25 protein-coding genes and 1 tRNA gene are annotated in these 25,479 nt (G+C 73.2%); 10 read left to right on the plus strand and 16 right to left on the minus strand.

Translation table 11 applies throughout. From position 1 onward, the window contains the following. Positions 1-15 precede the first annotated feature (15 nt). Positions 16-1,491 (minus strand): FAD-binding protein, encoded by a 1,476-nt coding sequence (locus G7072_RS15710; protein ID WP_166087988.1) that lies wholly within the window; start codon positions 1,489-1,491, stop codon positions 16-18. Positions 1,492-1,703: 212 nt separating this feature from the next. Between G7072_RS15710 and G7072_RS15715 the strand changes: the two genes are divergently transcribed. The 4 genes from G7072_RS15715 to G7072_RS15730 all read left to right on the plus strand — a co-directional run bounded on the left by G7072_RS15715 (position 1,704) and on the right by G7072_RS15730 (position 5,247). Beyond that, entirely contained in the window at positions 1,704-2,651 is a 948-nt protein-coding gene (locus tag G7072_RS15715; protein WP_166087990.1) for a type IV toxin-antitoxin system AbiEi family antitoxin domain-containing protein, read from the plus strand. Positions 2,652-3,086: 435 nt separating this feature from the next. Further along, positions 3,087-4,202, plus strand: a complete 1,116-nt coding sequence (locus G7072_RS15720) for an LLM class flavin-dependent oxidoreductase (protein ID WP_166087992.1) — start codon at positions 3,087-3,089, stop codon at positions 4,200-4,202. Then, positions 4,199-4,831, plus strand: a complete 633-nt coding sequence (locus G7072_RS15725) for an FMN reductase (RefSeq protein WP_166087994.1) — start codon at positions 4,199-4,201, stop codon at positions 4,829-4,831. The genes G7072_RS15720 and G7072_RS15725 overlap by 4 nt, the downstream gene beginning before the upstream one ends. 23 nt (positions 4,832-4,854) lie before the next feature. Next, the gene (locus tag G7072_RS15730; RefSeq protein ID WP_166087996.1) at positions 4,855-5,247 is read left to right on the plus strand and encodes a PaaI family thioesterase; all 393 of its coding nucleotides are present in this window, start codon (positions 4,855-4,857) and stop codon (positions 5,245-5,247) included. Between the two features lie 101 nt (positions 5,248-5,348). Here G7072_RS15730 and G7072_RS15735 read toward each other — a convergent pair whose 3' ends face one another. Together G7072_RS15735 and G7072_RS15740 are read right to left on the minus strand one after the other, a co-directional pair. Then, positions 5,349-6,506 (minus strand): acyl-CoA desaturase, encoded by a 1,158-nt coding sequence (locus G7072_RS15735; RefSeq protein ID WP_166087998.1) that lies wholly within the window; start codon positions 6,504-6,506, stop codon positions 5,349-5,351. A gap of 50 nt (positions 6,507-6,556) precedes the next feature. Further along, complete coding sequence (locus tag G7072_RS15740) at positions 6,557-7,687, minus strand: ferredoxin reductase (RefSeq protein ID WP_166088000.1); 1,131 nt, start codon at positions 7,685-7,687, stop codon at positions 6,557-6,559. 106 nt (positions 7,688-7,793) lie between these two features. Between G7072_RS15740 and G7072_RS15745 the strand changes: the two genes are divergently transcribed. Next, complete coding sequence (locus G7072_RS15745; RefSeq protein WP_166088002.1) at positions 7,794-9,002, plus strand: PucR family transcriptional regulator; 1,209 nt, start codon at positions 7,794-7,796, stop codon at positions 9,000-9,002. Between the two features lie 12 nt (positions 9,003-9,014). Here the strand turns inward: G7072_RS15745 and G7072_RS15750 are convergent, their stop codons facing one another. From G7072_RS15750 to G7072_RS15760, 3 genes are read right to left on the minus strand one after another with little or no spacing between them, the layout of a single operon-like run. Beyond that, complete coding sequence (locus G7072_RS15750) at positions 9,015-10,355, minus strand: phosphodiester glycosidase family protein (RefSeq protein ID WP_166088006.1); 1,341 nt, start codon at positions 10,353-10,355, stop codon at positions 9,015-9,017. After that, a complete protein-coding gene (locus tag G7072_RS15755; RefSeq protein ID WP_166088008.1) occupies positions 10,352-11,344 on the minus strand; it encodes an adenylate/guanylate cyclase domain-containing protein in 993 nt (330 codons plus the stop codon). The genes G7072_RS15750 and G7072_RS15755 overlap by 4 nt, the downstream gene beginning before the upstream one ends. Positions 11,345-11,349: 5 nt before the next feature. Further along, on the minus strand, positions 11,350-11,748 hold the full coding sequence (locus G7072_RS15760; protein ID WP_166088010.1) for a cyclic nucleotide-binding domain-containing protein: 399 nt from the start codon (positions 11,746-11,748) through the stop codon (positions 11,350-11,352). A 240-nt stretch (positions 11,749-11,988) separates the two neighbouring features. Here G7072_RS15760 and G7072_RS15765 point away from each other — a divergent pair, with 240 nt between their 5' ends. Then, positions 11,989-13,611, plus strand: a complete 1,623-nt coding sequence (locus G7072_RS15765; RefSeq protein WP_166088012.1) for a GMC family oxidoreductase N-terminal domain-containing protein — start codon at positions 11,989-11,991, stop codon at positions 13,609-13,611. A 22-nt stretch (positions 13,612-13,633) separates the two neighbouring features. Here the strand turns inward: G7072_RS15765 and fahA are convergent, their stop codons facing one another. The 4 genes from fahA to G7072_RS15785 all read right to left on the minus strand — a co-directional run bounded on the left by fahA (position 13,634) and on the right by G7072_RS15785 (position 16,117). Then, entirely contained in the window at positions 13,634-14,863 is a 1,230-nt protein-coding gene (fahA, locus tag G7072_RS15770) for a fumarylacetoacetase (protein WP_166088014.1), read from the minus strand. Continuing rightward, on the minus strand, positions 14,860-15,462 hold the full coding sequence (locus G7072_RS15775) for a TetR family transcriptional regulator (protein ID WP_240917301.1): 603 nt from the start codon (positions 15,460-15,462) through the stop codon (positions 14,860-14,862). Before G7072_RS15775 ends, fahA begins: the two co-directional genes overlap by 4 nt. Before the next feature lie 122 nt (positions 15,463-15,584). Beyond that, a complete protein-coding gene (locus G7072_RS15780; protein WP_166088017.1) occupies positions 15,585-15,875 on the minus strand; it encodes a hypothetical protein in 291 nt (96 codons plus the stop codon). A gap of 20 nt (positions 15,876-15,895) precedes the next feature. Further along, positions 15,896-16,117, minus strand: coding sequence for a hypothetical protein (locus G7072_RS15785; RefSeq protein WP_166088019.1), 222 nt, complete (start codon positions 16,115-16,117; stop codon positions 15,896-15,898). Positions 16,118-16,263: 146 nt separating this feature from the next. Between G7072_RS15785 and G7072_RS15790 the strand changes: the two genes are divergently transcribed. Beyond that, on the plus strand, positions 16,264-16,752 hold the full coding sequence (locus tag G7072_RS15790; protein ID WP_166088021.1) for a hypothetical protein: 489 nt from the start codon (positions 16,264-16,266) through the stop codon (positions 16,750-16,752). 53 nt (positions 16,753-16,805) lie between these two features. Here G7072_RS15790 and G7072_RS15795 read toward each other — a convergent pair whose 3' ends face one another. Then, the gene (locus G7072_RS15795) at positions 16,806-17,783 is read right to left on the minus strand and encodes a zinc metalloprotease (RefSeq protein WP_166088023.1); all 978 of its coding nucleotides are present in this window, start codon (positions 17,781-17,783) and stop codon (positions 16,806-16,808) included. A 250-nt stretch (positions 17,784-18,033) separates the two neighbouring features. On the opposite strand from G7072_RS15795, the gene G7072_RS15800 reads away from it, so the two are divergent. From G7072_RS15800 to G7072_RS15810, 3 genes are all read left to right on the plus strand, one after another. Then, entirely contained in the window at positions 18,034-18,831 is a 798-nt protein-coding gene (locus tag G7072_RS15800) for an alpha/beta hydrolase (protein WP_206063166.1), read from the plus strand. 133 nt (positions 18,832-18,964) lie between these two features. Beyond that, positions 18,965-19,492, plus strand: a complete 528-nt coding sequence (locus G7072_RS15805) for a SigE family RNA polymerase sigma factor (RefSeq protein WP_240916988.1) — start codon at positions 18,965-18,967, stop codon at positions 19,490-19,492. Then, positions 19,489-20,295 (plus strand): hypothetical protein, encoded by an 807-nt coding sequence (locus tag G7072_RS15810; RefSeq protein WP_166088029.1) that lies wholly within the window; start codon positions 19,489-19,491, stop codon positions 20,293-20,295. Before G7072_RS15805 ends, G7072_RS15810 begins: the two co-directional genes overlap by 4 nt. Positions 20,296-20,323: 28 nt before the next feature. Here G7072_RS15810 and G7072_RS15815 read toward each other — a convergent pair. The 5 genes from G7072_RS15815 to tmk form a co-directional block, all read right to left on the minus strand. After that, a tRNA-Thr gene (locus tag G7072_RS15815) sits at positions 20,324-20,399 on the minus strand. A gap of 113 nt (positions 20,400-20,512) precedes the next feature. After that, positions 20,513-20,668, minus strand: coding sequence for a hypothetical protein (locus tag G7072_RS15820; RefSeq protein WP_166088060.1), 156 nt, complete (start codon positions 20,666-20,668; stop codon positions 20,513-20,515). A 64-nt stretch (positions 20,669-20,732) separates the two neighbouring features. Next, positions 20,733-22,283, minus strand: a complete 1,551-nt coding sequence (locus G7072_RS15825; protein ID WP_166088062.1) for an alpha/beta hydrolase — start codon at positions 22,281-22,283, stop codon at positions 20,733-20,735. Beyond that, the gene (locus tag G7072_RS15830) at positions 22,280-23,428 is read right to left on the minus strand and encodes a DNA polymerase III subunit delta' (RefSeq protein WP_166088064.1); all 1,149 of its coding nucleotides are present in this window, start codon (positions 23,426-23,428) and stop codon (positions 22,280-22,282) included. The genes G7072_RS15825 and G7072_RS15830 overlap by 4 nt, the downstream gene beginning before the upstream one ends. Then, positions 23,425-25,452, minus strand: a complete 2,028-nt coding sequence (tmk, locus tag G7072_RS15835; protein WP_240916989.1) for a dTMP kinase — start codon at positions 25,450-25,452, stop codon at positions 23,425-23,427. Before tmk ends, G7072_RS15830 begins: the two co-directional genes overlap by 4 nt. Positions 25,453-25,479 lie beyond the last annotated feature (27 nt).

Here is a 25,479-nt window from a genome sequence, read left to right on the forward strand (position 1 = left end):
CGCCAGGGAGCTGGGTCAGGCGCCGGCGGCGTGCCGGCCGGCCCGCCGGCCGAAGTACGACGCCTCGCCCAGCTGGGTGCCGCTGGAGTAGCCGGAGCCGTCGAGGGCGATGTTGGCCGCGGCCGCGCCGGCGGCGTACACCCCGGGCACCGGGCTCCCGTCCGGTCGCAGCACCTCGCCGTCCACCGAGACCTTCAGCCCGCCCATCGTGAAGCCGGCGTAGAACGCCTTGCCCGGCGTGAGGTCGTAGGCACCCCACGGCCCCTGGTCGAGCGGCACCAGCCACTCCGCGGCCTTGTGGAAGGCCGGGTCGTGGCCCTCCGCGGCGTGCTTGTCGTAGTCGCGCATCGTCGCCACCAGCGCCCCCTCGGGCATCCCGAGGCCGGCCTCCATCTCCTCGACGGTCTCCCACCCGTCGACGAGCGGCTGGAAGCCGTACGCCGGCTCGACCATCGTGGCGCTGTCGAGGATCAGGTAGCCCTCGGCGCCGGGCTGCTCGAAGAGCGCCGCGGCGGTGCGCGAGTGGTAGCCGTCCTCGTTGACGAACCGCTCCCCGGCGTTGTTGACCACGATCCCCTTGAGGGTCTCGCCCGGCGGGTAGAACGGGCTGGTGAAGAACGCCCCCTCCATGTGCTCGGCCACGCCGCCTACGGACTCCCCCAGGCGGATGCCGAGGCCGTCGTCGAAGGAGTTGCCCAGCGCCATGCCGCGCGCCACGAGGGCCTGCAGCCGGGGCGCGTACGCCGCGATCATCTCGTCGTTCATCACGAACCCACCGGCCGCCACGACGACCGCCCCGGCGCGGACCGCACCGGTCTCGGCGTACCGCTTCCAGGTGGCGCCCACGACCGGCCCGACTGCGGCTCCCGGACCGCCGTCGACCACGAGCGCGGTCACGCCGGTGTCGTAGCGGACCTCCACGCCGAGGCGGGCGCACTCCGCGAGCGCCCGCTCGACGACGAACCCGCCCCCGCCGACGTCGCCGACGAAGGGCGGCTTGTGCCCGCGCGGCGCCGGGCGGGCGAGCTCGCAGAACGGGTGGGCCTTCTCGCTGCCGGTGTACATCAGCCCCTCGGTGCCGGGCTGCACGACGGCCTTGGGGGCGTAGTAGCTGCGCTCGAACTCGAAGCCGAGCCCCTCGAGCCAGTCGAAGTGGTCGACCGACTCCTGGCAGTAGAGCCGGATCTTCTCCGGGTCCGCCTCGGGGCTGGCGGCGCGGAGGTACTTCTCCATCTCCTCGGCGCTGTCGTCGTGGCCGGTCGCCTGCTGGACCGCCGTGCCACCGCCGAGGTAGAAGTCCCCGCCCGACATCGCCGAGGTGCTCGTGCCCGGACCGCCCCGGTCGAGCAGCAGCACCCGCGCCCCGGCTCGGGCCGCCTCGACCGCCGCACAGGTGCCGGCCATGCCCGCGCCCACGACCAGCACGTCGACGTCGTCGGACCAGGAGGCCACGGACGCGGCGGGCGCGGGGGCAGGGATCTCGACGCTCACGTCGCCCATAGTAGAACGCGTTCTACTTCCTGGCGAGGTGTCGGGCAGCAGCTGTGACGTCGGGGACCTTGTGCGGTGGGTTGTGCCCGCTCGGCCGTCTCAAGCCACCGCACAGGGCGGCCCCGGGCCCCGCGCCCTCGGATCCACCGAGTTCTCCACAGGCTGTGGCGCCGCCCTCCCCCCGGAGCCTGTCCGAGGCCGAGGGTGGTGCGATGCACCCCCTCCTGGACCGCCTCCTCGCCGAGCAGGACGGCGTCGTCAGCCGCGATCAGGCCCTGACCGCCGGGGTCCGTGGGGCCGAGATGCGCCGCCTGCTCTCGCGTCGTGAGCTCGTCGCCGTCCACCGCGGGGTGTACGTCAACCACACCGGAGAGCCGACGTGGTCCCAGCGTGCGTGGGCGGGCGTGCTGGCGACCTGGCCGTCCGCCCTGTCGCACACCTCGGCCCTGCGAGCCGCGGAGGGCCCCGGCAGCACCCGGAAGCAGGACGTCATCGAGGTCGCGGTCGATCGCGATCGCCACGTCGCCGGTCGCGCCGGGCTGACCCTGCACCGTTCGGCCCACCTGGAGGAGCGTGTCCAGTGGCACCTCGGTCCGCCCCGGGTGCGCTACCACGACGCCGTTCTCGACGTCGCCGCAGCCGCGCGCAGCGAGCGGGACGCCCTGGCCGAGCTGGCCCGGGGCGTGCAGTCCCGTCGCACCACCGCTGCCCGGATGAGGGAGGCACTCGACGAGCGGCTCCGGACGACGCGCGGACGGTGGATGGCCGAGGTCCTGTGCGACGTGGCGGCCGGGACGTGCTCGGTCCTCGAGCACGCGTACCTCCGCGACGTCGAGCGGGCGCACGGGCTGGTGCCCGCACGTCGCCAGGTGAGGGACCGGATCGGCTCCCACGTGATCTACCGCGACGTGGAGTACCACGTCGGCCTCGTCGTCGAGCTCGACGGCCACCTCCACCACTCCTCGCTGCTGGCGCGCGAGCTCGACATGGACCGGGACCTGCTCTCGGCCGTCGCCGGCAAGGACAGCGTCCGCGTGGGGTGGGGCCAGGTGTGGGACCGGCCGTGCTGGACCGCCGGCTGCGTCGCTGCGCTCCTCGTCGACCGGGGATGGGACGGTCGAGCCCACCCCTGCGGGAAGCCCGCCTGCGCGGTGGGTTGAGACGGCCCAGCGGTCACAACCCACCGCACAAGCAGGCACGAACGGACATCGAGCCCGACCCCCCGTTTGCCATGGGACCCCGGGACGGCGTGACCGGCCCACGCCGGACCGCACCACGCCCGCCTGTCATGGGGCCCCGGGACGGCGTCGACGGCCCCACGTCGGACGGTGCGACGCCCGGGCGCTCACGAGGCGTGGCGTCACGTCGCACGACGCGACCACCGACCGCGCCACCGGACGACACGGCGAGGCCCGGCGCGTCGTACCGGCCGACGCGGACCAGCCACCCCCGACCAGCCACCCCGGCCCGACCTCCTTGCGCGGTGGGTTGAGACGGCCCAGCGGTCACAACCCACCGCACAAGGCACGGTGGGAACATTCGAGGAGCCTCGACGGTTACGATGGTTGACAGTTCAACCTCAAGGAGTGGTCCCCATGCAGCTCGGCATCTTCAGCGTCGGTGACGTCACCACCGACCCCACGACCGGTCGCACCCCGACCGAGCACGAGCGCATCAAGGCCACGGTGGCCATCGCCAAGAAGGCCGAGGAGGTCGGGCTCGACGTGTTCGCCACCGGCGAGCACCACAACCCGCCCTTCATCTCCTCCGGCCCGACCACGACGCTCGCCTTCATCGCGGCGCAGACCGAGCGGATCATCCTCTCGACCTCGACCACGCTGATCACCACCACCGACCCGGTGCTCATCGCCGAGGACTACGCCAAGCTGCAGCACCTCGCCGACGGCCGCGTCGACCTCATGATGGGCCGCGGCAACACCGGCCCGGTGTACCCCTGGTTCGGCAAGGACATCCGCGACGGCATCCCGCTGGCGATCGAGAACTACCACCTGCTCCACCGGCTGTGGCGTGAGGAGGTCGTGGACTGGGAGGGCCGCTACCGGACCCCGCTGCAGGGCTACACCTCGACGCCCCGTCCGCTCGACGGCGTCCCGCCGTTCGTGTGGCACGGCTCGATCCGCTCCCCCGAGATCGCCGAGCAGGCCGCCTACTACGGCGACGGGTTCTTCTCCAACCACATCTTCTGGCCGGCCGAGCACACCGCACGGATGGTCGAGCTCTACCGTCGCCGCTTCGAGCACTACGGCCACGGCTCCGCGGACCAGGCGATCGTCGGGATCGGCGGTCAGGTGTTCATGCGCCGTGACAGCAAGGCGGCGGTCGACGAGTTCCGGCCCTACTTCGACAACGCCCCTGTCTACGGCCACGGGCCGTCGCTCGAGGACTTCATGGAGCAGACGCCGCTGACGGTCGGCTCGCCGCAGCAGGTGCTCGAGCGCACCCTGGGTTTCCGGGAGTACGTCGGCGACTACCAGCGCCAGCTGTTCCTGCTCGACCACGCCGGACTGCCACTGAAGACCGTCCTGGAGCAGCTCGACCTGCTCGGCGAGATCCTCCCCGACCTGCGCGCCGGGTTCGCCGAGGGACGACCGGCGCACGTGCCGGACGCCCCGACCCACGCCTCGCTGGTCGCCACGGGCACGGCGGGCTCGACCACCTCGGACGCGTCCTCCGCCGCGGTCGCGTCATGACGTTCACCGTCGCGGTCGTCTCCGCCGGCCTCTCCCAGCCCTCGTCGACCCGGCTCCTGGCCGACCGGCTCAGCGGTGCCGTCACCGCGGGCGTCCGCGCGGCCGGCCAGGAGGTGCTCGTCGAGAACGTCGAGCTGCGTCCCCTGGCCCACGCGCTGGCCGACAACCTCCTCACCGGCTTCCCGCCGCCCGACCTCGCCGCGGCGGTCCGGTCGGTGACCGAGGCCGACGCGGTCGTCGCGGTCACCCCGGTGTTCGCGGCGTCGTACTCCGGCTTGTTCAAGACGTTCTTCGACGTCGTGGAGAAGGACGCGCTGCGCGGCGTACCGGTGCTGCTGGCGGCCACCGCCGGGAGCGCCCGGCACTCGCTGGTGGTCGAGCACGCCCTGCGACCGCTGTTCGCCTACCTGCAGGCGGTCGTGGTGCCGACCGGCGTCTTCGCCGCCACCGAGGACTTCGGCTCGGTCGCCGGCCGCCGGCTCTCCGAGCGCGTCGAGCGAGCCGCCGACGAGCTCGTCACGCTGCTGGTCGGCCGCGGCCCGTCCCCGCGCCGACGAGAGGCGCAGCGGCGCGCCGACCCCTTCGACGACGTCACGCCGTTCGAGGACCTGCTCCGCGGCGGCGGCTGAGGCCGGTCCGTAGGATCGGCGGCATGGCTTTCGACCCCCGCGACAGCGGCCCCTTCGTCGAGCACCTCGGGCTGAACATCACCGAGGCCAGCGGCGAGCGCGTGACCGCGACCTGGACCGCCGGCGAGAAGCACCACCAGCCCTACGGGATCGTCCACGGCGGCGTGCACGCCAGCGTCGTCGAGACCCTCGGCAGCGTCGGCTCCGCCCTCTGGTACGGCGACGACGGCAAGTGCGTGGGGGTCAGCAACTCGACCGACTTCTACCGCGCCGTGCGCGAGGGCGAGCTGACGTCGGTGGCCACCCCGGTCCATCAGGGCCGCAGCCAGCAGGTGTGGCTGGTCGAGACCCACGACGCCACCGGGCGCCTGGTCTCCCGCGGCCAGCTGCGCGTGCAGAACCTCCCCGCCCGTTGACGCGCACGACCCCCGCGACGCACGAGACCCCCACGGACGCCGTCGGGACCGGTCGGCGAGCGACCGGACCCTGACGTCCGCAGGGGTCGAGGTGGCGCAGGTCAGGCGGCGGCCTTGCGGTCCGAGCGCGTCACCAGCGAGACGACCGGCGCGAGGACCGGGGTCTTGGTGGCGAAGTCGTTCGGCAGCGACAGCCGGATGATCTTGGCCCACGCGGAGGCGACCTGCTTGGGCAGCGGGCCCGTGACGTAGGTCAGCTCGTAGCGGTCGAAGATGTCCTTCACCTTGGGCGCGATCTCCTGGTACCGGTTGCTCGGGAGGTCGGGGAACAGGTGGTGCTCGATCTGGTAGGACAGGTTGCCCGACATCACGTGCATCGCCCGGGAGCCGGAGATGTTGGCGGCGCCGAGCATCTGGCGCACGTACCACTCGCCCTTGGTCTCGCCGATGATCGAGCGGCGCTCGAAGGTCTCGACACCCTCGGGGAAGTGGCCGCACATGATGACCGAGTGGGTCCACAGGTTGCGGACCAGGTTGGCGGTGAAGTTCGCCGCGAGCGTGGTCGGGGCCGAGGGACCGGACAGCAGCGGGTGCACCAGGTAGTCCTTGGTGAACTGGCGACGGATCTTGCCGCCGACCTGCTTGGCGCGGGCCTTGAACTCCGGCTTCTTCCAGCGCCCCTTCTTGAGGTTCTTGCCGAGCTCGAGGTCGTAGGCCGCGATGCCGTACTCGAAGAAGCAGGCGTTGATGAAGTTCCACACCGGCTGGAGCAGGTAGAACGGCACCCAGCGCTGCTCCTCGTCGACGCGCATGATGCCGTAGCCGAGGTCGTTGTCCTTGCCGATGACGTTCGTGTAGGTGTGGTGCAGCTCGTTGTGCGAGTGCTTCCACTGCTCCGACGGGGAGACGTTGTCCCACTCCCACGTGGTCGAGTGGATCTTCGGGTCGCGCATCCAGTCCCACTGGCCGTGCATGATGTTGTGGCCGATCTCCATGTTGTCGAGGATCTTGGCCACGCTCAGGCCGACGGTGCCGGCGATCCACAGCGGCGGGAAGATCGAGCCGAGCAGCACCGCGCGCGAGCCGAGCTCGAGCTTGCGCTGGACGTCGATCACCTTGCGGATGTAGGCCGCGTCGGACTCGCCGCGGTCAGCGATGACCTCGGCGCGGATGGCGTCGAGCTCCTTGCCGATCTGCTCGATGTCGGCGTCGCTCAGGTGGGCGATGGGGTTGTCGGTCTTCTTCTGGATCGTGGTCATGGGATCTCCTCAGAGGTGATCGGTGGTGCCGGGGTGGTGGGTCAGGCAGGTCAGTGGTCGATGCGGCAGGGGCCGGCCGCAGCGTTGATGCAGGTCTGGATCACGACGCCGTCTCCCTCGACGGCGCTGGTGATGTCGCCGCTGCGCAGGTCGCGGACGACGCCCTCGCGCAGCGGGAGCACGCAGCCGAAGCAGACGCCCATGCGGCACCCGCTCGGCATCAGCACGCCGGCCTCCTCGGCCTGCTCGAGGATCGGCTTGTCGCCTTCTGCCTCGAAGGACGTGCCGTTCTCGGTGAAGCTGACGGTGCCGCCCTCGCCGGTGACGAGGGTGGTGAGGCGGAACTGCTCGGTGAGCAGCGTCAGGCCGCGCTCGGTGTGGTGCGCCTCGAGCGCCTCCAGGAGCCCGCCGGGCCCGCAGGCCAGCGTCGTGCGCTCGGCGAGGTCGGGGACGAGGGTGCCGAGGTCGTCGACGTCCAGGACGCCGTGCTCGTCGTCGTAGCGCGCGACCAGGCGGATGAGGCCGGCCGCGTCGAGCTCGCGCAGGTTGTCGAGGAAGATCGAGTCGGGCTCGGTGGGCGCGACGTGCACGACGGTGATGTCGTAGCGCTCGCTCCGCTCGAGACGTACGGCGCCCTCGTCGCTCACCGGGAAGAGGTTGCGCAGCATCCCGATCACCGGGGTGATTCCGGAGCCGGCGGTGAGGAAGAGCAGCTTGCCGCCCTCGGTCGGGAGCACGAACTCGCCGGCGGCCTGCTCGAGGTGCACGAGCGTGCCGGGCCGCGCGTGGTGCACGAGGTGGTTGCTGACCTTGCCGTCGGGCACGGCCTTGACGGTGACGGAGATGCGGCCGTCGCGACGCGGGCCGTGGGTCAGCGAGTAGGCGCGCCACTGGCGGACCCCGTCGACGTCGATGCCGATGCGGACGTACTGGCCGGGGACGTGGCCGGCCCAGTCGGCTCCGGGGCGGATCACGATCGTGGCGGCGTCGGCGGTCTCGGCCTGGACCTCCTCGATGCGCCCCCGCAGGTCGGCGCCGGAGCGCAGCGGGTGGACCAGGTCGAGGTAGTCGGCGGGCAGCAGGGGCGTGGTCGCGGCCTCGGCGAAGCGCACGAGGCGGTCACCGAGGCGGGTACCTCGGTGCCGTGTGCCCGTGGCGGGCGTCGGAGCTGTCGTCGTCATGTGTTCCAGTCTCCTGCCTCGGTGGTCTAAAATCATGACCGGCGAGCGTGAAACGAACGCCTCGATCTGTTCGATACGAACAATCCTCCGCCCGTCTGGAGCCCTGATGCCCCCCACACCCCCCGCTCGCGAGGCGCCGGTCACGTTGAGCCTCGACCCGGCCGTCCTCGTGGCGATGCGCGCCGAGCTGCCCCGGGTCGCCCAGCAGGTCGTGGACGCCATCCGGGCGGAGGTCCCCAGCTACGCCGACCCGTTCTCGGGCGAGATGGGCCGCACCATCGAGAACGCCGTGAAGCTGGCCCTGGGCGGCTTCCTGGACCTCGCCGCCGACGACCCCGACGCCGGTCCCGCGGCCACCGTCGAGCAGGTGTCGGAGGCGGCGTACGGCCTGGGACGGGGCGAGGCCCGCAGCGGGCGCAGCATGGAGGCGCTGCTCAGCGCCTACCGCGTGGGCGCCCGCGTCTCCTGGCGCGACCTGAGCGGCGCCGGCGTGGACGCGGGCCTGTCCGCGGGCACGCTGGCCCGCTTCGCCGAGCTGGTGTTCGCCTACATCGACCAGCTCTCGGCCGCGAGCGCGGCCGGCCACACCGACGAGCTCGCCACCGCGGGGCGGGTGCGCCAGCGCTACCTCGAGCGGCTGACCCAGGCGATCCTGCGCGGCAGCAGCGCGGACGCCCTCGAGGCCGCGGCCGACCGGGCCGACTGGGCCCCGCCCCGCCTGCTGACCGCGGTGGTGCTGCCCGACCGGCTGGCCCGCGGCGTGCTGGGCCAGCTCGACACCGACACGCTGCAGCCCACCGAGCAGGTGCCCGGGCTGGAGGAGCACCCGGACCTGACCGTGCTGCTCGTGCCGAGCACCAGCGGCAAGGCCCGCGCCACCCTGCTGCGGAGGCTCCAGGGCCGGCGCGCCGTCGTCGGCCCCGCCCGGCCCTGGTTGGCGGCGGTCGAGTCCTACGAGCGCGCGCTGCGCACGGTGTCGCTGGGGCTCGTCCCCGACGAGGACCCGGCCGCGGAGCCCCTGGACACCGAGCAGCACCTTCCCCAGATCGTCCTGCGGGCCGACCCGTCGGCGCTGGACGACCTGCGGCGCCAGGTGCTCGCACCCCTGGCCGACCTCAAGCCGGCGGCGGCCGAGAAGCTGCGCGAGACGTTGCGCTCGTGGCTGCTGCACCAGGGTCGACGCGACGCCGTCGCCGCCGACCTCTTCGTGCACCCGCAGACCGTGCGCTACCGGATGCAGCAGCTGCGCGAGCTGTACGGCGAGCGCCTCGAGGACCCCGACTGGGTGGTGGGGCTGACCCTCGCGCTGGCGTGACCCCGCCCCGGGTCAGCCGGCCGGCGCGTAGCCGAACGCCAGCCCGTTCGCGACCGGCCGCTGGTAGCCGTCGGAGGGCGAGTTGAGGACGCCGAGGCGGCCCGAGGCCTTGCGGGCGACCATCGTCGACGAGCCGCCGCCGTCGAGGTTGAGGGCGTCCTCCGCCCCCAGGCTGCGCAGCAGCCGAGCGGTCTCGACCTGGGTGTAGCCGCGGCTGAAGCTCTGCCGTCCGTCGACGACCAGCAGCAGCACGTCGCCGGTGTCCTCGTCGACGCCGACCGCGGTGCGGGGGTGGAGCTCGCGGTCGTCGTTCGTCACGAGCGCCCCGTCCCGCAGCAGCTCGGCGTCGCCGGAGATCGCGACCCGGGGGGCGTCGGTGGTGCCGAGCACCACCGAGGTGCGGGTCCCGACGGGCAGCTCCTGGCGCAGCCGCTCGGCGCCCTCGCCGCGTCCGAGCAGCAGGCGCCCCTCGACGGCGCGGTCGGTCCACACGGTGCGGGTGTTCGAGACGACCCGCCCGTCACGGACGACCACCTGTCGCACGTTGTCGCGCGGCGCGCCCTCGAGCACCCGGTAGCCCGGCGCTCGTCCCCAGATCGGGGTGTAGAGGCCGATGCCCTGCTCGATCACGTGGGGGCCGTTGACGTTGGTGACCCGCAGGCCGGGCCTGGCGGTGATGGTGGTCTGGGTCGGGGACCGCTTGATGACCGGCACGCCGTCGGCGCGCACGACGAAGGAGATGTTCCAGCCCAGCGGCTGCGCCGGCCCGTGCAGGGTCACGCCGTCCTTGACGCCGACGCCCACGGGGGCGCCGGTGTCACTGATGTCGAAGAAGTCGCCGTTGACGCCGGCGACCCCGCGGTCCCCGCGCACCATCGCCTTCACCTTGGTCAGGCTGGCGACGAGGTCGCTGCCGACGTAGTCGACCGCGAGGCCGTCACGACCGAGGTCGGCGCGCAGCAGGTGGGCGCGGATCTTCCCGCGGGCGTCGGTCTGCTCCCAGCGGCGGTAGGTCAGCCCCGGGCCGACCCGGAAGCCCGACTCGTTGGTGACGCGTGCCGCGGTCCGGGCTCCCGGGGCCACCGGCTCGGCGATCGGCCCCACGACGCCGTCGGAGGTCTGGGGGACGCGGCCCCCGGCGTCGGCGGCGGCCTGGTCGCGGCTCGTGCCCGAGCGGTCAGCCGCCCGGTCGGCGGGGCGCTCGGCCGCGGCAGCGCCGCCGAGCAGCGCCAGGGTGAGCGCGCCGGCGAGCGTCCCGGCCGCGAGGGCGGCGGGACGGCGTACCGGGCGACCGGCCCCGTGGGGGTCGAGGGGCCGGCGGCGACGGTGGCGGCGGGCGTGGACGGCGGTCATGAGCTCTCCCGAGGTGGTGTCAGGCTCCAGGTCTCGAGCCTCTTGTAGCCGCGCACGGAGGCGGTCCGGGCACGGCGCAGCCGGAACTGGTCCTCGGCGTGCTCGCGCAGGTGGGCCGACAGCTCCCTGTCGACGAGGATCCGGCCCGGCTTGGCGAGCTTCGTCAGCCGGGCCGCGATGTTGACGACCGGTCCGAAGACGTCGCCCAGCTTGCTCAGCACCGTGCCGTGGGCCAGGCCGACCCGCAGCTCGGGGAAGGTGTCGTCCTCGGCGGCGACCAGGGCCAGGCCCACCCGGGCGGCCTCCACCGGGTCGTCCACGGTGAACATCACCTCGTCGCCGATGGTCTTGATGACCTGTCCGCCGTGCTCGGCCACGATCGAGGCGCTGGAGCTCTCGAAGCTCTCGATGAGCGCGCCGAGCTCCTCGGCGTCCATCGAGCGGCTGCGCCGGGTGAAGTTGACGATGTCGGCGAACCCGACGACGGTCTGGCGCCCCTCCTCGCCCTGCGGACGCAGCAGCAGGCGGCCGGCCGCGCTGGCGAGGTGACGGCGCCAGACGTAGTTCTGCACGTCCTCCACCACCGGGATGAGGCCGACCACGAGCTCCTCGAGCTCCTTCTGGCGACCGGGGCCGGCGGCGAGCGCGGCCGCAGCCATCTCGCCCACCTCCCACTCGGTGAGCCGGGCGTAGGTGCGGCCCATGCTGCGCACCAGGGTCAGCTCGTCGGCCTCCTGCACGAAGCCCTGCTCCACGAGCCAGTCGACCGAGCGCAGCGCCTCGACGTCGGCCTCGGTGAAGAACGTCTCGTCGTCGTCGACGGCGGTGAAGCCGAGCGAGCGCCAGAGCTGGATGGCGCGCTCGAGCGGGACGCCCGCACGCTCGGCGACCTCGCCGCGCGTGAGCGTGCGCTGGCCGCCGAGGATGACGCCCTCCAGCTCCTCGTAGAGCCGTTGGTCGTCGGCCGCGGCGTGCTCCGGCTCGGACACCGGTGCTACTCGGACGGCTGAGAGCGCTCCGCCGTCGACGCCTCGAGGGCGGCCTTGAAGGCGGGGATGGACTCCTCGAGCTCGGTGATCTGGCTGCGCGTGAAGTGCAGGCACTCGAGGCGCGTCAGCGAGACCACGGAGGCGGTGCGCAGCTTCTTGGACACGATGCCCATCTCGCCGAAGATGTCGCCGGGGCCGAGCTGCGCCACCTCCTTGCCGTCCTTGCGCACCGAGACCTCGCCGCTGATGAGCAGGTAGGCCTTGTCGGCCGAGGTGCCCTCGCCCATGAGGCCCCAGTCGGCCGGGACGGTGATGTAGGTGCCCGTCTTGGCGATCTTGCTGACCTCGGCGTCGCTCAGGTCCGAGAACCGGTCGATGTGGTCGAGGCTGATCTTCTCTGCCATGTGCGCGCTCCCTGTCGTGGCCCGGGTGTGCGGCGCTGGGTGCCGCCGGGGGTGTGACGTCCCGATCCTGACGGGACCCTGACCATCGTGTCCTGAAAACCGCCGATCCGGACAGGATCCGGCAGCGGCGTCTGTCACATCGGACGGGGCGGCTCCGGTGGCCGCGCACCCCGGACCGGGCACCAGGCCCGGGCGCGACGACCCTGGCCAGCAAATCTAGAACAGGTTACAGTTTCGCGCATGGCACAGGCGGACTACGTGGTGGTGGGCGCGGGCAGCGCGGGGTGCGCGGTGGCGCGGCGACTGGCGGAGAGCGGCGCCAGCGTCGTGCTCGTCGAGGCGGGCAAGGCCGACGACAAGGGCCTGGCGCGGATGCTGTTCCAGACGCCGGGCGCCATCTCGGTCATGCACTCGACACCCCAGCTGAAGAAGCTGTTCGACTGGGGCTACAAGTCCACCCCGCAGAAGCACGCCTGGGACCGCACCATCCCCCAGACCCGCGGCAAGGTGCTCGGGGGGTCGAGCTCCATCAACGGGATGCTCTTCGTGCGCGGCAACCGCAAGAACTTCGACGACTGGGCCGACGAGGGCTGCAAGGGCTGGTCCCACGACGACGTGCTGCCGGCCTTCAAGAAGCTCGAGGACTGGGAGGACGGCGAGACCGAGCTCCGCGGGTCCGGAGGCCCCGTCCGCATCACCCGCAAGCACGACCTCACCCAGGCCGCGCTCTCGTTCATGGACGCGGCGACCACGAAGCTCGGGATCCCGGCGATCGAGGACTACAACGCCGAGAGCCAGGAGGGCGTCTCCGCCTTCCAGCAGAGCGCCGCCGGGGGCCGGCGCTACTCCGCCGCCGAGGGCTACCTCCACGACCCCGACGCCCGCGCCGGACGCCTGCCGCTGCAGGTGCTCACCGACGCCGTGGTGACGCGCATCGCGATCTCGGGCTCGCGGGCCACCGGGGTCGAGATCGTCACCGGCGACGGCCCGCAGGTCGTCACCGCCGGGCGCGAGGTCGTCCTCGCCGCGGGGGTGTTCGGGTCGGCGCAGATCCTCATGCTGTCCGGTGTCGGGCCGGCCGGGCACCTCCACGACCTGGGCGTCCCCGTCGTGGCCGACCTCCCGGTCGGCGACAACCTCCACGACCACCTCTTCGTGCCCATCTCCTTCCGGATGGACTCCGCGGTGCGCCGGCCGACGCCGGCGTACTTCCTCGGCCACCTGGCCCGCGAGCGGCTGCGCCCCGGCACCACCTGGGCGGCCGGCTCCTCCTTCGAGTCCGTCGCCTTCACGCGGACGTCGTACGCGCGGGAGATCCCCGACCTGCAGCTGCTGAGCCTCTACTGGACCTACCCGGTGCCCAACCAGGACGACCCCACCAAGCGGATCATCCCGCCGACGAACAAGCCGGGGCAGAGCGTCTTCCCGACCCTGATCTACCCCGAGAGCCGCGGCACGGTGCGGCTCGCCTCGACCGACCCGCTGGCGGCGCCGCTCATCGACCCGGCCTACCTGTCCGACCCCCGTGACACCGAGGTGCTCGTCGAGGGCATCGCGATGGTCCGTGACCTGATGGCGGGCGTCGGTGACAACCAGGGTGAGATCGGCCCGGGGTCGCGCTACTTCAGCGACGCGGCGATGCGGCGTGAGCTGCCGAACTTCGTGCACTCGGTCTACCACCCCGTCGGCACCTGCCGGATGGGCGTCGACGAACGTGCCGTGGTCGACCCCGAGCTCAAGGTGCGTGGCGTCGACGGGCTCCGGGTGGCCGACGCCTCGATCATGCCGACCGTCACCGGCGGCAACACCAACGCGCCCGCCATGATGATCGGCGAGCGCTGCGCCGAGCTGATCCTGGCCTGACCCGGGTCGAGCGGTCAGGGGGTCAGCGGGCGGGCAGCACCCGGCCGCGGACCTCGCCGAGCGTGAGGCGACCGCCCGACGTCGAGGGCGCCGCGTAGCGCAGCACCACCTCGTCGCCGTCCTCGAGGAAGCGCCGTGTCCCGGAGCCCACGACGACGTCCTCGGTGCCGCCCCAGCTCAGCTCCAGCAGGGAGCCGCGCTGCTCGCGGCCCGGGCCGCTGATCGTCCCCGACCCGAGCAGGTCCCCGGTGCGCAGCGAGGCGCCGTTGGAGGTCAGGTGGGCGAGCATCTGCCACGGCGACCAGTACATCGAGGCGTACGGCGGACGCGCGACGACCTGGCCGGCGACCTCGACCTCCACGTCGATCGCGAGGCCGGCCGGTCCGTCGACCGCGAGGTGCGGGGCCGGTGGCGGGTCCTGGCCGGGGAGGTCGACCCACGCGGCGTCGAGCGCGGCCAGCGGCGTCACCCACGCCGACACCGAGGTGGCGAACGACTTGCCGAGGAAGGGCCCGAGCGGGACGGTCTCGAAGGCCTGCACGTCCCGCGCGGACCAGTCGTTGAGGCCGACGACGCCGAAGAGGTGCTGCGGCGCCTCCCGCACCGGGACCGGCACACCGTGGGTCGAGCCGACCCCGACGACGAGCCCGAGCTCGGCCTCCAGGTCGAGCCGCCGGGTCGGGCCGAACGTCGGCCCGGCGCCCTCCGGCTCCCGGCGCAGCCCGCGCGGACGCACCACGTCGGCGCCGGACACGACGACGGTCCCGGCCCGGCCGTGGTAGCCGATGGGCAGGTGCCGCCAGCTCGGGTGCAGCGGCTCGGACCCCGGACGGAAGATCCGGCCGACGTTGGTGGCGTGGTGCTCGCTGGCGTAGAAGTCGACGTAGTCGGCCACGGTGAAGGCCAGCCGCGGTGCCACCTCCGCCACCGGGTGCAGGTGGGGCCGGACCCACGTCCGGGCGGTCGGGTCGGCGAGCACCTCGTGCAGCCAGGCGCGCACCCGGTCCCACGCGGGCGGGCCGGCGGCGAGGAACGGGTCGAGGGTGGCGCCACCGAGGAGCCGCGCGGGCTCGGCGTACGGCGTGGGGGCGGCGGTCGCGGCGGAGGCGACGTCGAGCACCCACGGCCCGATCCGCACCCCGCACCGGGGCGGTCCCCCGGCGACGGTCACCACGCCGTACGGGAGGTGGTCCAGGTCGAACCCGGAGCCCGCCGCGTCGGGGACCCAGCTCCCCGGTGCCGGCTCGCTCACGGGACGTCCTCGACCCGGACCGAGGCCAGCAGCGTGCGCGCGACCAGGTCGAGCACGGCGCGCGCCTGGTCCTCGTCGCCCTGTGCGAGGTAGTTGAGCGCCAGCCCGTCCATCGTCGAGAACACGTAGCGGGAGACCACCTCGACCGGCTCGGTGAAGGTGACCCCGAGCGCGGCGGCCGCCGCCTCGAGCAGCTTCTGGTTCTCGCCGAGGTAGTAGGCGTACATCCGGGCCGCCACGTCGCCCATCTCCCCGTCGCGCAGCGCCGCCGTGGTCAGCTCGTAGGTGACCAGGTGCTCCTCCGGGTGCGCGACGACGTGGTCGAAGTAGGCGCGGAGCCCGGCCCGCACGACCGCGGCCAGGTCGCTCTCGCGCCCCGTCAGCACAGCGGCGTCGATGTCGGTCTTGGAGCGGCGCGCAATGGCCTCCGTCACCATCACCATGAGCTCCTGCTTGGAGCGGAAGGCGTAGTGGAAGACGCCGAGCGGCATGTCGGCCTCGGTGGCGATGGCCCGGGTCGTGGCCTTGGCCACGCCCTCGCGGGTCATGACGCGGATGGCGGCGTGCACGAGGAGCTCGCGTCGCTCGTCGGCCGACATGCGTGCCACTGGTGCTCCTGCTGGTTCTCTCCTACCCGTTCCCGGGCGCGGCGGGTGCCGCCGTCGTGCCGCAACCCGTCCGGCCACGGTACGCCGCCGCGGCCCCGTTCAGGGTCCCCGGGTCAGCAGCCGGCGTCGCGCAGCTTCACCTCGATGTAGTCGCGCAGCGGGCTGTTGCGGTCGTCGATCTTCGCGAGCTCGTCCGCCAGCGTGTCGCAGTCGGCCGCGGCGGCAGCCCGGTCGATCTCCTCCTGGGCGCCGTCGCGGTACTTCTGCCAGTCGACCGAGGGCAGCTGCTTCTCGAGCTCGGCGCTGGCGCGGTCCTTGGCCTCGCCGACGGCGTCGTCGACGGCGCGGTCCCGGGCCTCCTCGGAGCAGGCGCCGAGCGCCAGCAGCAGGGGTTCGGCAAGCACGGCGATCGTGCGGGCGGGTCTCACGCGCCCATGCCGTCGGCACCGTCGGGGCCGTTGGGGTTCAGGCTCATGCCGGAGTCCTCGTCGTCGTCCGACGGCGGCTTGGCGAGCGGGTTGTCGTCGGTCGGCTGGAGGTCGTCGGGCAGCTGGTCGTCGGAGATGCCGACGTCCTCGCCCTCGCCCGAGGCGCCGGACGGCTCGGAGGACTGGTCGGAGGTCGGGTTCTTCTCGTCGTCGGTCATGGGTCCTTCATACCCGCCCCGGCCGCGGTCACGCCGCCGATCGTCGGGTGCCGTCGGCTCGTGCAGGGGGTGCGGCGTTCCCGGGACGTCGGGCGACGGCGGACCCTACGGTTGTGGCTCCTGATGTCGATCTCCAGGGGGAACCCGTGCGTCTGTCTGCTGCCCTTCTCGTGCTCTGCTTCGCCCTCTCCGGCTGCGGGGGCGGTGAGGACGAGAGCGCAGGCTCGGAGTCCGGCTCGTCGTCGTCGGAGTCGCCGGAGCAGGCGACCACCGAGGACGCCGGTGACGCCGAGGCGGGCATGAGCGACGCCGAGCTCTGCACCGGGCCGCTCCAGGACTGGCTGGAGGCCGACGCTGCGGCGTCGACCAAGCTGCAGGAGGCCGGCGGCAACCTCGACGAGGCCGAGATCGAGGAGATCCTCGCGGAGTCCGACGCCAGCATCGAGGCGCTCGCCGGCGCCGAGAACGAGGAGCTCGCGTCGCTGGCGGCCGAGATCCCCCAGCTCAACAAGGACTTCGCCCTCGCCTTCGCCGGGGACGGGGCGAGCTCCGCCGAGCAGAGCCAGGCCATCAAGGCCATCACCGACGCCAAGGCGTCGCTGCTCGACACGTGCCTGGACCTCAGCACCCAGTGACGGGTGCCGGGGCCCAGGCCAGGTAGGGCCCGGTCGGGCCCGGTCGTGTCGGATCAGGCGCGGTAGGCCGCCCACGACTCGTTCATGCGGGTGGCCTGACCCGGCGTGAAGCTGTTCATGCACGAGTCCCACGTGTAGTCCATGAAGTTCGTGATCGGGTCGAGGCCGGGTGCGGTGCAGGTGTCGCGTCCCTCCGGGCAGCCGAAGGCCGGCGAGGCCTCTGCGGCGGTGTCGTCGACGAAGTCGCCGCCCTCGCAGCCGCCGTCGAAGGTGTGGAAGAGGCCGAGCCAGTGGCCGACCTCGTGGGTGCCGGTGTCGCCCTCGCCGTACACGTCGTAGGCGAGGTCGCCGATCGGCAGGCTGCGGTAGTCGACGACGACGCCGTCGTAGAAGCGCGGCAGCGGGTCACCGCTCTCACCGGTGAAGTCCCAGGGCAGGTAGGCCCAGCCGAGGAGGCTCTGCGCCAGGGAGGCGGAGTAGATGTTCAGCGTGCGCGAGGTGCCCTCGTGCAGCGCCTTCTTCATCTTCACCTCCTTGCCGGAGCCTCGGTAGAAGCGCGGCTCGGCACCGTTGGCCGACACCAGGTTGAACCACGACTCCTTCGTGGTGCGGGTGACCTTCTGGAGGTCGAAGGAGAAGCCGGAGGGGGCGAAGGCGTCGTTGAGGACGTCGATCTGGGCCTCGATCTGGTCGTCGGTCAGGTTGCCCTTCGCCAACGTCGTGCCCTTGCGGATGACGTGGAACACGACGGGGACCGTCGTCGTCGCCGCGGCGGCGCGGGCCTCGCGAGCCTCGCGAACCTCAGTCCGGTTGCCTGCGCGCCAGGAGGCCAGCGGGTCCTTCGTCACCACGATGCGGTCGTCGCGCGGGATCGAGCCCTTGGGGGCCTGGGGGAGCGAGCCGTAGTCGGTGCAGTCGGTCCGCGGGGCGGCGCCGGCCGGAGCCGTCAGGCCGGAGCCTCCGAAGGTGCCGAGCATGACCAGGGCGGCGGCGACGGCCGCGGTGCGGCGCCCTGCGGGTGACCTGCGCATGGGGTGACCTCTTTCGTGGGTTTTTCCGGACCTTATGCGGACGAGTCGACCCCGCGGTAGCCCCGCAGGGGTGACGCGGGCATGCGGCATGATGGGCGGCGATGCCCTCCGATCCCGCCTCCGACCTCGCCTCGGGTCCGTCCTCGAGACAGCCCGCACCGAGCGCCCCCGCGCGGATCGACGTACCGGTCGACGGCGGCACCCTGGCCGTCTCCGCTACGGCTCGCCCGACGCCGGGTCGGGACGCACCGTGCTGGCAGTGCACGGCATCACCGCCTCGTCGCGGGCCTGGCCCGCCGTCACCCGGGCCCTGCCCGAGGGCTGGAGCCTGGTCGCGGTCGACCTGCGCGGGCGGGGCGGCTCCCGCGAGCTGCCGGCACCCGCTGGGCTCGACCGCCACGTCGACGACCTCGAGCGGGTGGTGGCCCACCTCGACCCGACCGGCAGCGGCGACCTGGTGCTCACCGGTCACTCGCTGGGCGCCTACGTCGCGCTGCTGCTCGCGGCCCAGTCGCCGCAGCACTTCCGACGCCTGGTGCTGGTCGACGGCGGCGTCCCGCTGCCGGTGCCCGACGGTGTCGACCTCGACGACCTGCTCCAGGCCACCCTGGGACCGGCCCTGTCCCGGCTGAGCCAGACCTTCGCCGACGCCGAGGAGTACGTCGAGCTCTTCCGCGCGCACCCCGCCCTGGGTCCGCACTGGAACCCCGACGTCGAGACCTACGTGCGCTACGACGCCCTCGAGACCGGCGACGGCGTCCGCTCCCGCGCCGTCGAGGAGGCGGTGCGGGCGGACGGTCGCGACCTGCTCGGGCTGGGACGTCGCGTCGACGAGGCGCTGCGCGGGCTCACCCTCCCGACCACCCTGCTGGCCGCCCCGCTCGGCATGTTCGGCGAGGCGCCCGGTCTGCTGCCGGCCGACGCCGTGTCGTCGTACGCCGAGATGGTGCCGGCCCTGGAGGCGCACACCGTCGCGGGAGCCAACCACTACACGATCCTGTTCGACCCCGGCGCGGTGGCGCAGGTCGCGGCCGCCCTGACCGCCTGAGCCGCGGGCCGGGGCGCCCCCGGCTGGTCTAGTCCCCTCGTCCTGGCGCACGGGGCGCTGTCAACCGTCCGGCCGCAGCGTCGTCTGATCCGGTATGCATGGGGCGAGCGACGAGATCGACGAGGGGGCCGAGGTGGCGGCGCGTACCCGGTTGCTCCCCCGCGACGGGTCCGCGGCGGTCTCGGACCTCTTCATGGCCCACCACCGCCGACTGGTCGGCCTGGCGGCCCTGCTCGTCGACGACCGTCAGGTGGCCGAGGACGTGGTGCAGGACGCGTTCGCCGCCCTGCACCGCCGCTGGCAGAGCCTCCGCGACCCGAACGCCGCGGTGGCCTACCTGAACCGTGCGGTCGTGAACGGCAGTCGCGACACGCTCCGCCGGCGGCGCCGGGCCGACCGCGCGACCCTCCGGCTGGTGCCGCGCTCCGAGGAGCTCCCGTCGGCCGAGCACGGCGTGGTGACGCACCAGGACGCCGACCGCATGTGGGCCACGGTCACGGCGCTGCCCGTGCGCCAGCGACAGGTGCTGGTCCTGCGCTACTACCTCGACCAGTCCGAGTCCGAGATCGCCGAGACCCTCGGTGTCTCCCGGGGCTCGGTCAAGCAGCACGCGAGCCGCGGACTGGCCGCCCTCGCTCACCAGTGGGAGGAGCCGTCATGACCGTCTCGGACGTCGAGCGTCGACTGACCGCCGTCCTCCACCGACAGGCGGAGGACGCCATGAACCGGACCGACACCCTGACCGAGCTCGACACCTTCCAGCGCCGGGCCGACGGCGACGCCCGGGCCCGCACCCGGCGACGGGCCGGCACCGCGGCGGCGGCCCTGACCGCGGCCGCGGTGGGGGTCGGTGCGTTGTGGCTCGGCGCGGGACCGGACGGGTCACCGGAACCGGCGGTCCCCGCGCCTCCGGCGACGTCGCCGTCCCCCTCCGAGACGTCCGAGGCCCCGCCGGACCCGCCCCAGACACCCGGGAGCAGGGTGGAGGGCTTCGAGGGCTTCGAGTCGTTCCCGATGTCGTTCACGGTCCCCCGGCGGTTCGCCGACCCGTCGTACGACCTCGGGACCCGCGGCTACACCGTCGAGGGCACCAGCGGTGGCGTCGGAGCCTTCCTCATCGACACGTTCGACGGGGTCGAGGCGTCCGACCTGCCCGACGACCTCGCCGCGCACATCGACCGGACCCGCGAGGACCTGCTCGTGAGCGACGTGGGCACGACCGACCTCGCGGGCCGGACGGCCCAGACGTTCACGCTGGCCCAGAAGCCCGACACGGCGCCGTACGACCTGTTCTGTGCCCGGTCCGGGTCCTGCTTCAAGCTCCTGCCCGACAAGCCGATGGACGTGACCGCCCTCCGCACGGGGCGCGGACTGGTGCTCTTCTGGGTGGAGTACCTCCCCGAGGACCGGGCCGAGGTCCAGGGCCCTGTGCAGCAGTGGTTCTCCTCGCTCACCTGGGAGTGAGCGCCCGGACCGAGGTCCGGTGAACGGGTGGAGCCGCCTGTCGGAATCGAACCGACGACCTATTCATTACGAGTGAATCGCTCTACCGACTGAGCTAAGGCGGCCTCGTGGCCAGGCTCCCGGGACGACCCGGGCCTGACCACGCCGGACGAGTATAGGGGGACGCGCCGGTCGCCTCCCAATCGGATCGGGCGGAGCCCCGGCGCCGTCGCGCGTGCTACTCGGCCTCGCCGGTGGCGGGCGAGCCGTGCTCGGGCGGACGCACGGTCGGAGCGGTGTCGCCCTCGGCCGGGTCGGCGGTCTGCTCGTTGTCCTGGCCGGGGTTGTCGCGCACCGGCTCGTCGTTCTCGCTGCCGTGTCCTGGAGTGCTCATGGGTGGGATGTACCCACCCCGGAGCGCGCGACGCGCTCCGGGGCGCACGGACCTCGCACCGCCCTCAGCACTCGACGGTGCCCCCGGGGACGTCGCCGGAGACCAGGTAGCTCTCGACGGCGGAGTCCACGCACTCGTTGCCGGCGCGGTAGCCCGTGTGCCCGTCGCCGTCGCGTCGGACCAGCACGCCGCTGGTGAGCTGGTCGGCGAGTGCCTCGGCCCACACCAGCGGGGTGGCCGGGTCGCGGGTGGTGCCCACGACCAGGATCGGGTCGGCCCCGCGGGCGGTCAGCGGACCGGGCTCGTTGCCGGTCTGCACGGGCCAGTCGCGGCAGCCGGTCAGCCCGACGGCGAAGACCCGGCCGAACGTCGGCGAGGCCTTCTCGATCTGCGGCGCCGCAGCGCGCGCCTCCCGGGGCGAGAGCCCCTGGGGGCGGTCGAGGCAGTTCACCGCCACCAGGGCCTCCAGGGAGTTGTTGACGTAGCCCGAGGGCCCGCGCGAGGTGTAGGCGTCGCTGAGACGCAGCAGGTCGGTGCCGTCGCCGTCGAGCGCCGCGGAGACGGCGCTGTCGAGCAGGCCCCAGTAGGACTCGTCGTAGAGCGGCGCCCAGATGCCGTAGATCGCACGGCCCTCGGTGAGCAGCCGGTCGTCGTCCCCGGCCGGCAACGGCTCGGCGTCCAGGTCGTCGAGCAGCCCGCGGATGCGCTCGAGCCCCTCCTCGACGTCGCTGCCGAGGTAGCAGTCGTCCTCGGCCATGCAGTCCTCGACGTACGCCGTGAGCGCCGTCTCGAACCCGCGGGCCTGGACCGTCGCCTGCTCGACGGGGCCGACCGTGGGGTCGATCGCGCCGTCGAGCACGAGGCGTCCCACCCGCTCGGGGAAGAGGTCGGCGTAGGTCGCGCCGATGAAGGTGCCGTAGGAGGCGCCGAAGTAGGTCAGCTTCTCCTGGCCCAGCACCGCCCGGAGCACGTCGAGGTCGCGGGCCACCTCCTCGGTGGACACGTGGCGGGTCAGGTCGCCGCTGCGCTCGAGGCAGCCCTCGCCGAAGGCGGCGAAGAGCGCGCGGGCCTCCCGCAGCTCGGCGCGGGTCTCCGGGTCCGGGTCGGCGCCGATGTAGGCGTCCAGCTCCGCGTCGGTCCGGCAGTCGACCGGGGTGCTCTCGGCGACGCCGCGCGGGTCGAAGCCGACGATGTCGAAGACCTCGCGCAGCTCCTCGCCGAAGTAGGTGTCGGCGTCGGCGGCGTAGGTCACCCCCGAGACCCCCGGCCCGCCGGGGTTGACGACCAGCGACCCGATGCGGCGGTCGGCATCCTCGGCCGGCACCCGCAGCAGCGCGAGGGTGATCTGCTCACCGCCCGGGTCGGCGTAGTCGAGCGGCACCTGCAGCTCGGCGCACTCGCGGTCGGCGCGGCACTCGCGCCAACTGAGCTGCTGGTCGTAGACCTCGAGCAGCGGGGCGGGAGCGCCGTCGGTGGCCTCCACCTCGGGCAGCGGCTCGCTCGGCAGGTCCTCGTCGCCGAGGAACGAGCAGCCCGCCAGGACGCTCACGCCGATCAGTGCGAGGAGCGCCAGCAGCGCGGAGGCGACCGACCGCGGCGTACGGCGTGGGCTCATCGCGCGGCCCGGCTCGGGACGCGCAGCGCGACCATCATCGACTCCATCGCCAGCAGAGGGGGCACGTTGAACTCCAGCATCTGCTCGCGGGCGGCGTAGACGGCGTCGACCTTGCGCAGCGTCTCCTCCGGGGTCGTGGCCCGGGCCAGCTCGGCCAGCGCCACGCGCTGCTCGTCGTTGACGAGGGGCTGCCCGGCGCCCGTCTGGAGCATGAGGACGTCGCGGAGCACCGAGAGCACGTCCATCAGCGACCGGTCGACGACGTCGAGGACGACCCGCTTCTCGCGGGCCTTCTGGTTGCGCTTCAGGTCGGCCTCGGCCGCCCGGTAGGACCGCGAGGCTTTCGACCGGCGGTCCTCGCCGTAGAGCGTCTCGAGATCGGCGGTCTCGCGCTCGACCGTCGCCCTGGTCCGCGACGCCGCCTCCTGGTTGGCGATGTCGACGAGGTTGGCCGCCGCCGTCATGCAGGCGCCCAGCGAGGTCAGCCGGGTCGGCAGCGTGACGGTCTCGCGGCGCCGGTTGCGGGTGTCCTCCTGGGTGGCGAGCGCCCGTGCCAGGCCGATGTGGCCCTGGCTGGCGCGCGCCGCGTGCGCGGCGAGTCCCGGCTCGACGCCGATCCGCTCACGCAGGAACCCGGTCACCTGCTCCGGCGAGGGCGTGGCGAGGGTGACACGGCGCGAGCGCGACCGGATGGTCGGCAGCACGTCGTCGGGCTGGGGGGCGCACAGGATCCACACCGTCTTGTGGCCCGGCTCCTCGATGGCCTTGAGCAAGGCGTTGTTGGCGCGCTCGTGCAGCCGGTCGGCGTCCTCGACGACGATCACCTGCCAGCGGTTGCGCACCGGCAGCAGCGAGGCGTCGCGCACCCAGCGGCGGGCGTCGTCGACGGAGATGTTGACCTTCTCCGTGCGCTTGACGGTCACGTCGGGGTGCGACCCGGCCAGCACGCTGAGGCACTCGTCGCAGTGCCCGCAGCCGGCGTCGAGGCACTGCAGGGCCGCGGCGAAGGCGACCGCGGCGTTGGACCGGCCCGACCCGGGCGGGCCCGTGAAGAGCCACGCGTGGGTCATGCCCTCGCCGCGCGCGGCCGCCGACAGGGTGGCGATGACGTGCCGCTGCCCCACCAGGCCGTCCCACACGCTCATCGCGGCTCCTCCGGCCCGGTCGCCCGCAGCGTGCGGGTGCCGCCGGACCGCACCGCCTGCTCCAGCAGCGGGGTCACCCGCTCGCGCACCCGGTCGGCGATCTCCGTCACCGAGGCCCCGGCGTCGACGACGAGGTAGTGCTCCGGCTGGGCGGCGGCGAGCCGGAGGAACATCGCCCGCACACGCTGGTGGAACTCCAGCGACTCGGCCTCGATGCGGTCGCGCTCCTCGAAGCGACCCATGCCGGTCGCGGGCTCGAGGTCGAGCAGCACGGTGAGGTGGGGCCGCAGGTCGTCGGTGGCCCACCGGGCGATGCGCTCCACCTCGGCGTCGGCGAGGTCGCGCCCCGCTCCCTGGTAGGCGAGGGTGGAGTCGACGTAGCGGTCGGTGACGACCACGGCCCCCCGCTCCAGCGCCGGGGCCACGACGCGGTCCACGTGCTCGGCCTTGTCGGCGGCGTAGAGCAACGCCTCGGTGCGGTCGGACATGGTGCCCGTCGCCGGATCGAGGACGATGCGGCGCAGCTGCTGGCCGATGGCCGTGTCGCCGGGCTCCCGGGTCAGCACCACGTCGTACCCCTCGGCCTGCAGCCAGTCCTTCAGCTGCCGGGCCTGCGTCGACTTGCCGGCTCCCTCGCCGCCCTCGAGGGCGATGAAGACCCCCAGCGGCGCGTAGCGGCCCGCGGCACGGTCCAGCAGGCCCTGCGGCAGCGCCTGTCCCAGATCGCTCACCAGCGACCGCCCTTCGTCGTCGTTCATCCGACGATAGGCAAGCACACCGACAACGGTCATGCCGACGGCGGCCACCAGCATGGTGAGTGCGGCGCCGCGGTACTCGAACAGCGACTGGCCCGTGGCGTCGACCGGGCCGAAGCGCACGACGCCGATGAGGCCGGCGACGAGCGGGGCGACGGCCAGCACCAGCGCCAGCACGAGACGGACCAGGGTGGCCACGAAGGCGAAGGTCCGCCCGCGCAGCTCGTCGGGCACCTCGAGACCCAGCAGCGTCATCCCGGTCACCCACGCGGCCCCGGCCAGGAAGCCGACCCCGACCGCCAGCGCCGCCACCACCTCGAGATGGGGCACCAGGGCGAGCGGGACCAGCAGCAGGCCGGCCCCCGTGAGGGCCACCCCGAAGACCCGGCGCCGGCTGAGCCGCGCGAGCAGGCGCGGGCCGCGCCACAGGCCCGTGCCCATGCCCACGAACACCGCGCCGAAGAGGACGCCGTACCCGGAGTCGCCGGCGCCGAGGTCGGCGACGTGGGTGCGCGCCAGGCCCACCACGACGCCGCCGGCGGCGAACGCCCCGGCCATGCCGAGCACGAGCGCCCGCACCACCGGGGTGCGGAGGACGTAGGACCAGCCGTTGCCGATGACGCGCCAGACGCTCCCCTCGTCCGCGTGGGCGGCGGGGCCGGACGGGATGCCGGTCAGCCGGGCGATGACGATGCCGGACACGATGAAGGAGAGCCCGTTGACGTAGAGCGCGACGTCGACCGCGCCTCGGTCGAGCCACCCCATGAGGGCGGGCACCACCCGGTCCAGGGCCGTGAGCAGGGCGAAGAGGACGGCTGCGGGCACGGCCGAGCCGTAGGTCGTGGCGATGCTGATCTGGTTGGCCTGCTCGAGCAGGTGGCGCGGCACCAGGTTGGGGACGGTGGCGTCCTTGGCCGGCAGCCAGAGCAGGCTCACGATCTCCACCAGCACGGTCACGACGAAGACCCACCACAGGGTGCCGACGAGCGGGATGGTCAGGAACAGCGCGCCGCGGACGTAGTCGCCCCACACCAGCACGGTGCGCCGGTCGACCCGGTCGGCGACGTAGCCGGCGAGTGGGCCGAACACGATCGCCGGCAGCACCCGCAGGAACAGCACGCCGGCGATGGCGTAGTTCTTCTCCGCGTAGCCGTCGGCCAGCTGGTTGGCCATCGCCGTCAGCGCGAGCAGTCCCAGCCAGTCCCCCAGGCTCGAGAGCCCGAGCCCCACCCACAGCCGTCGGAACGCCGGGATGCGCAGTGCGTTCACCGCCCCACCCTACCGACGCCAGGAGCA

Source organism: Nocardioides sp. HDW12B, from assembly GCF_011299595.1.
In the GTDB taxonomy this organism is placed as follows: Bacteria; Actinomycetota; Actinomycetes; order Propionibacteriales; family Nocardioidaceae; genus Marmoricola_A.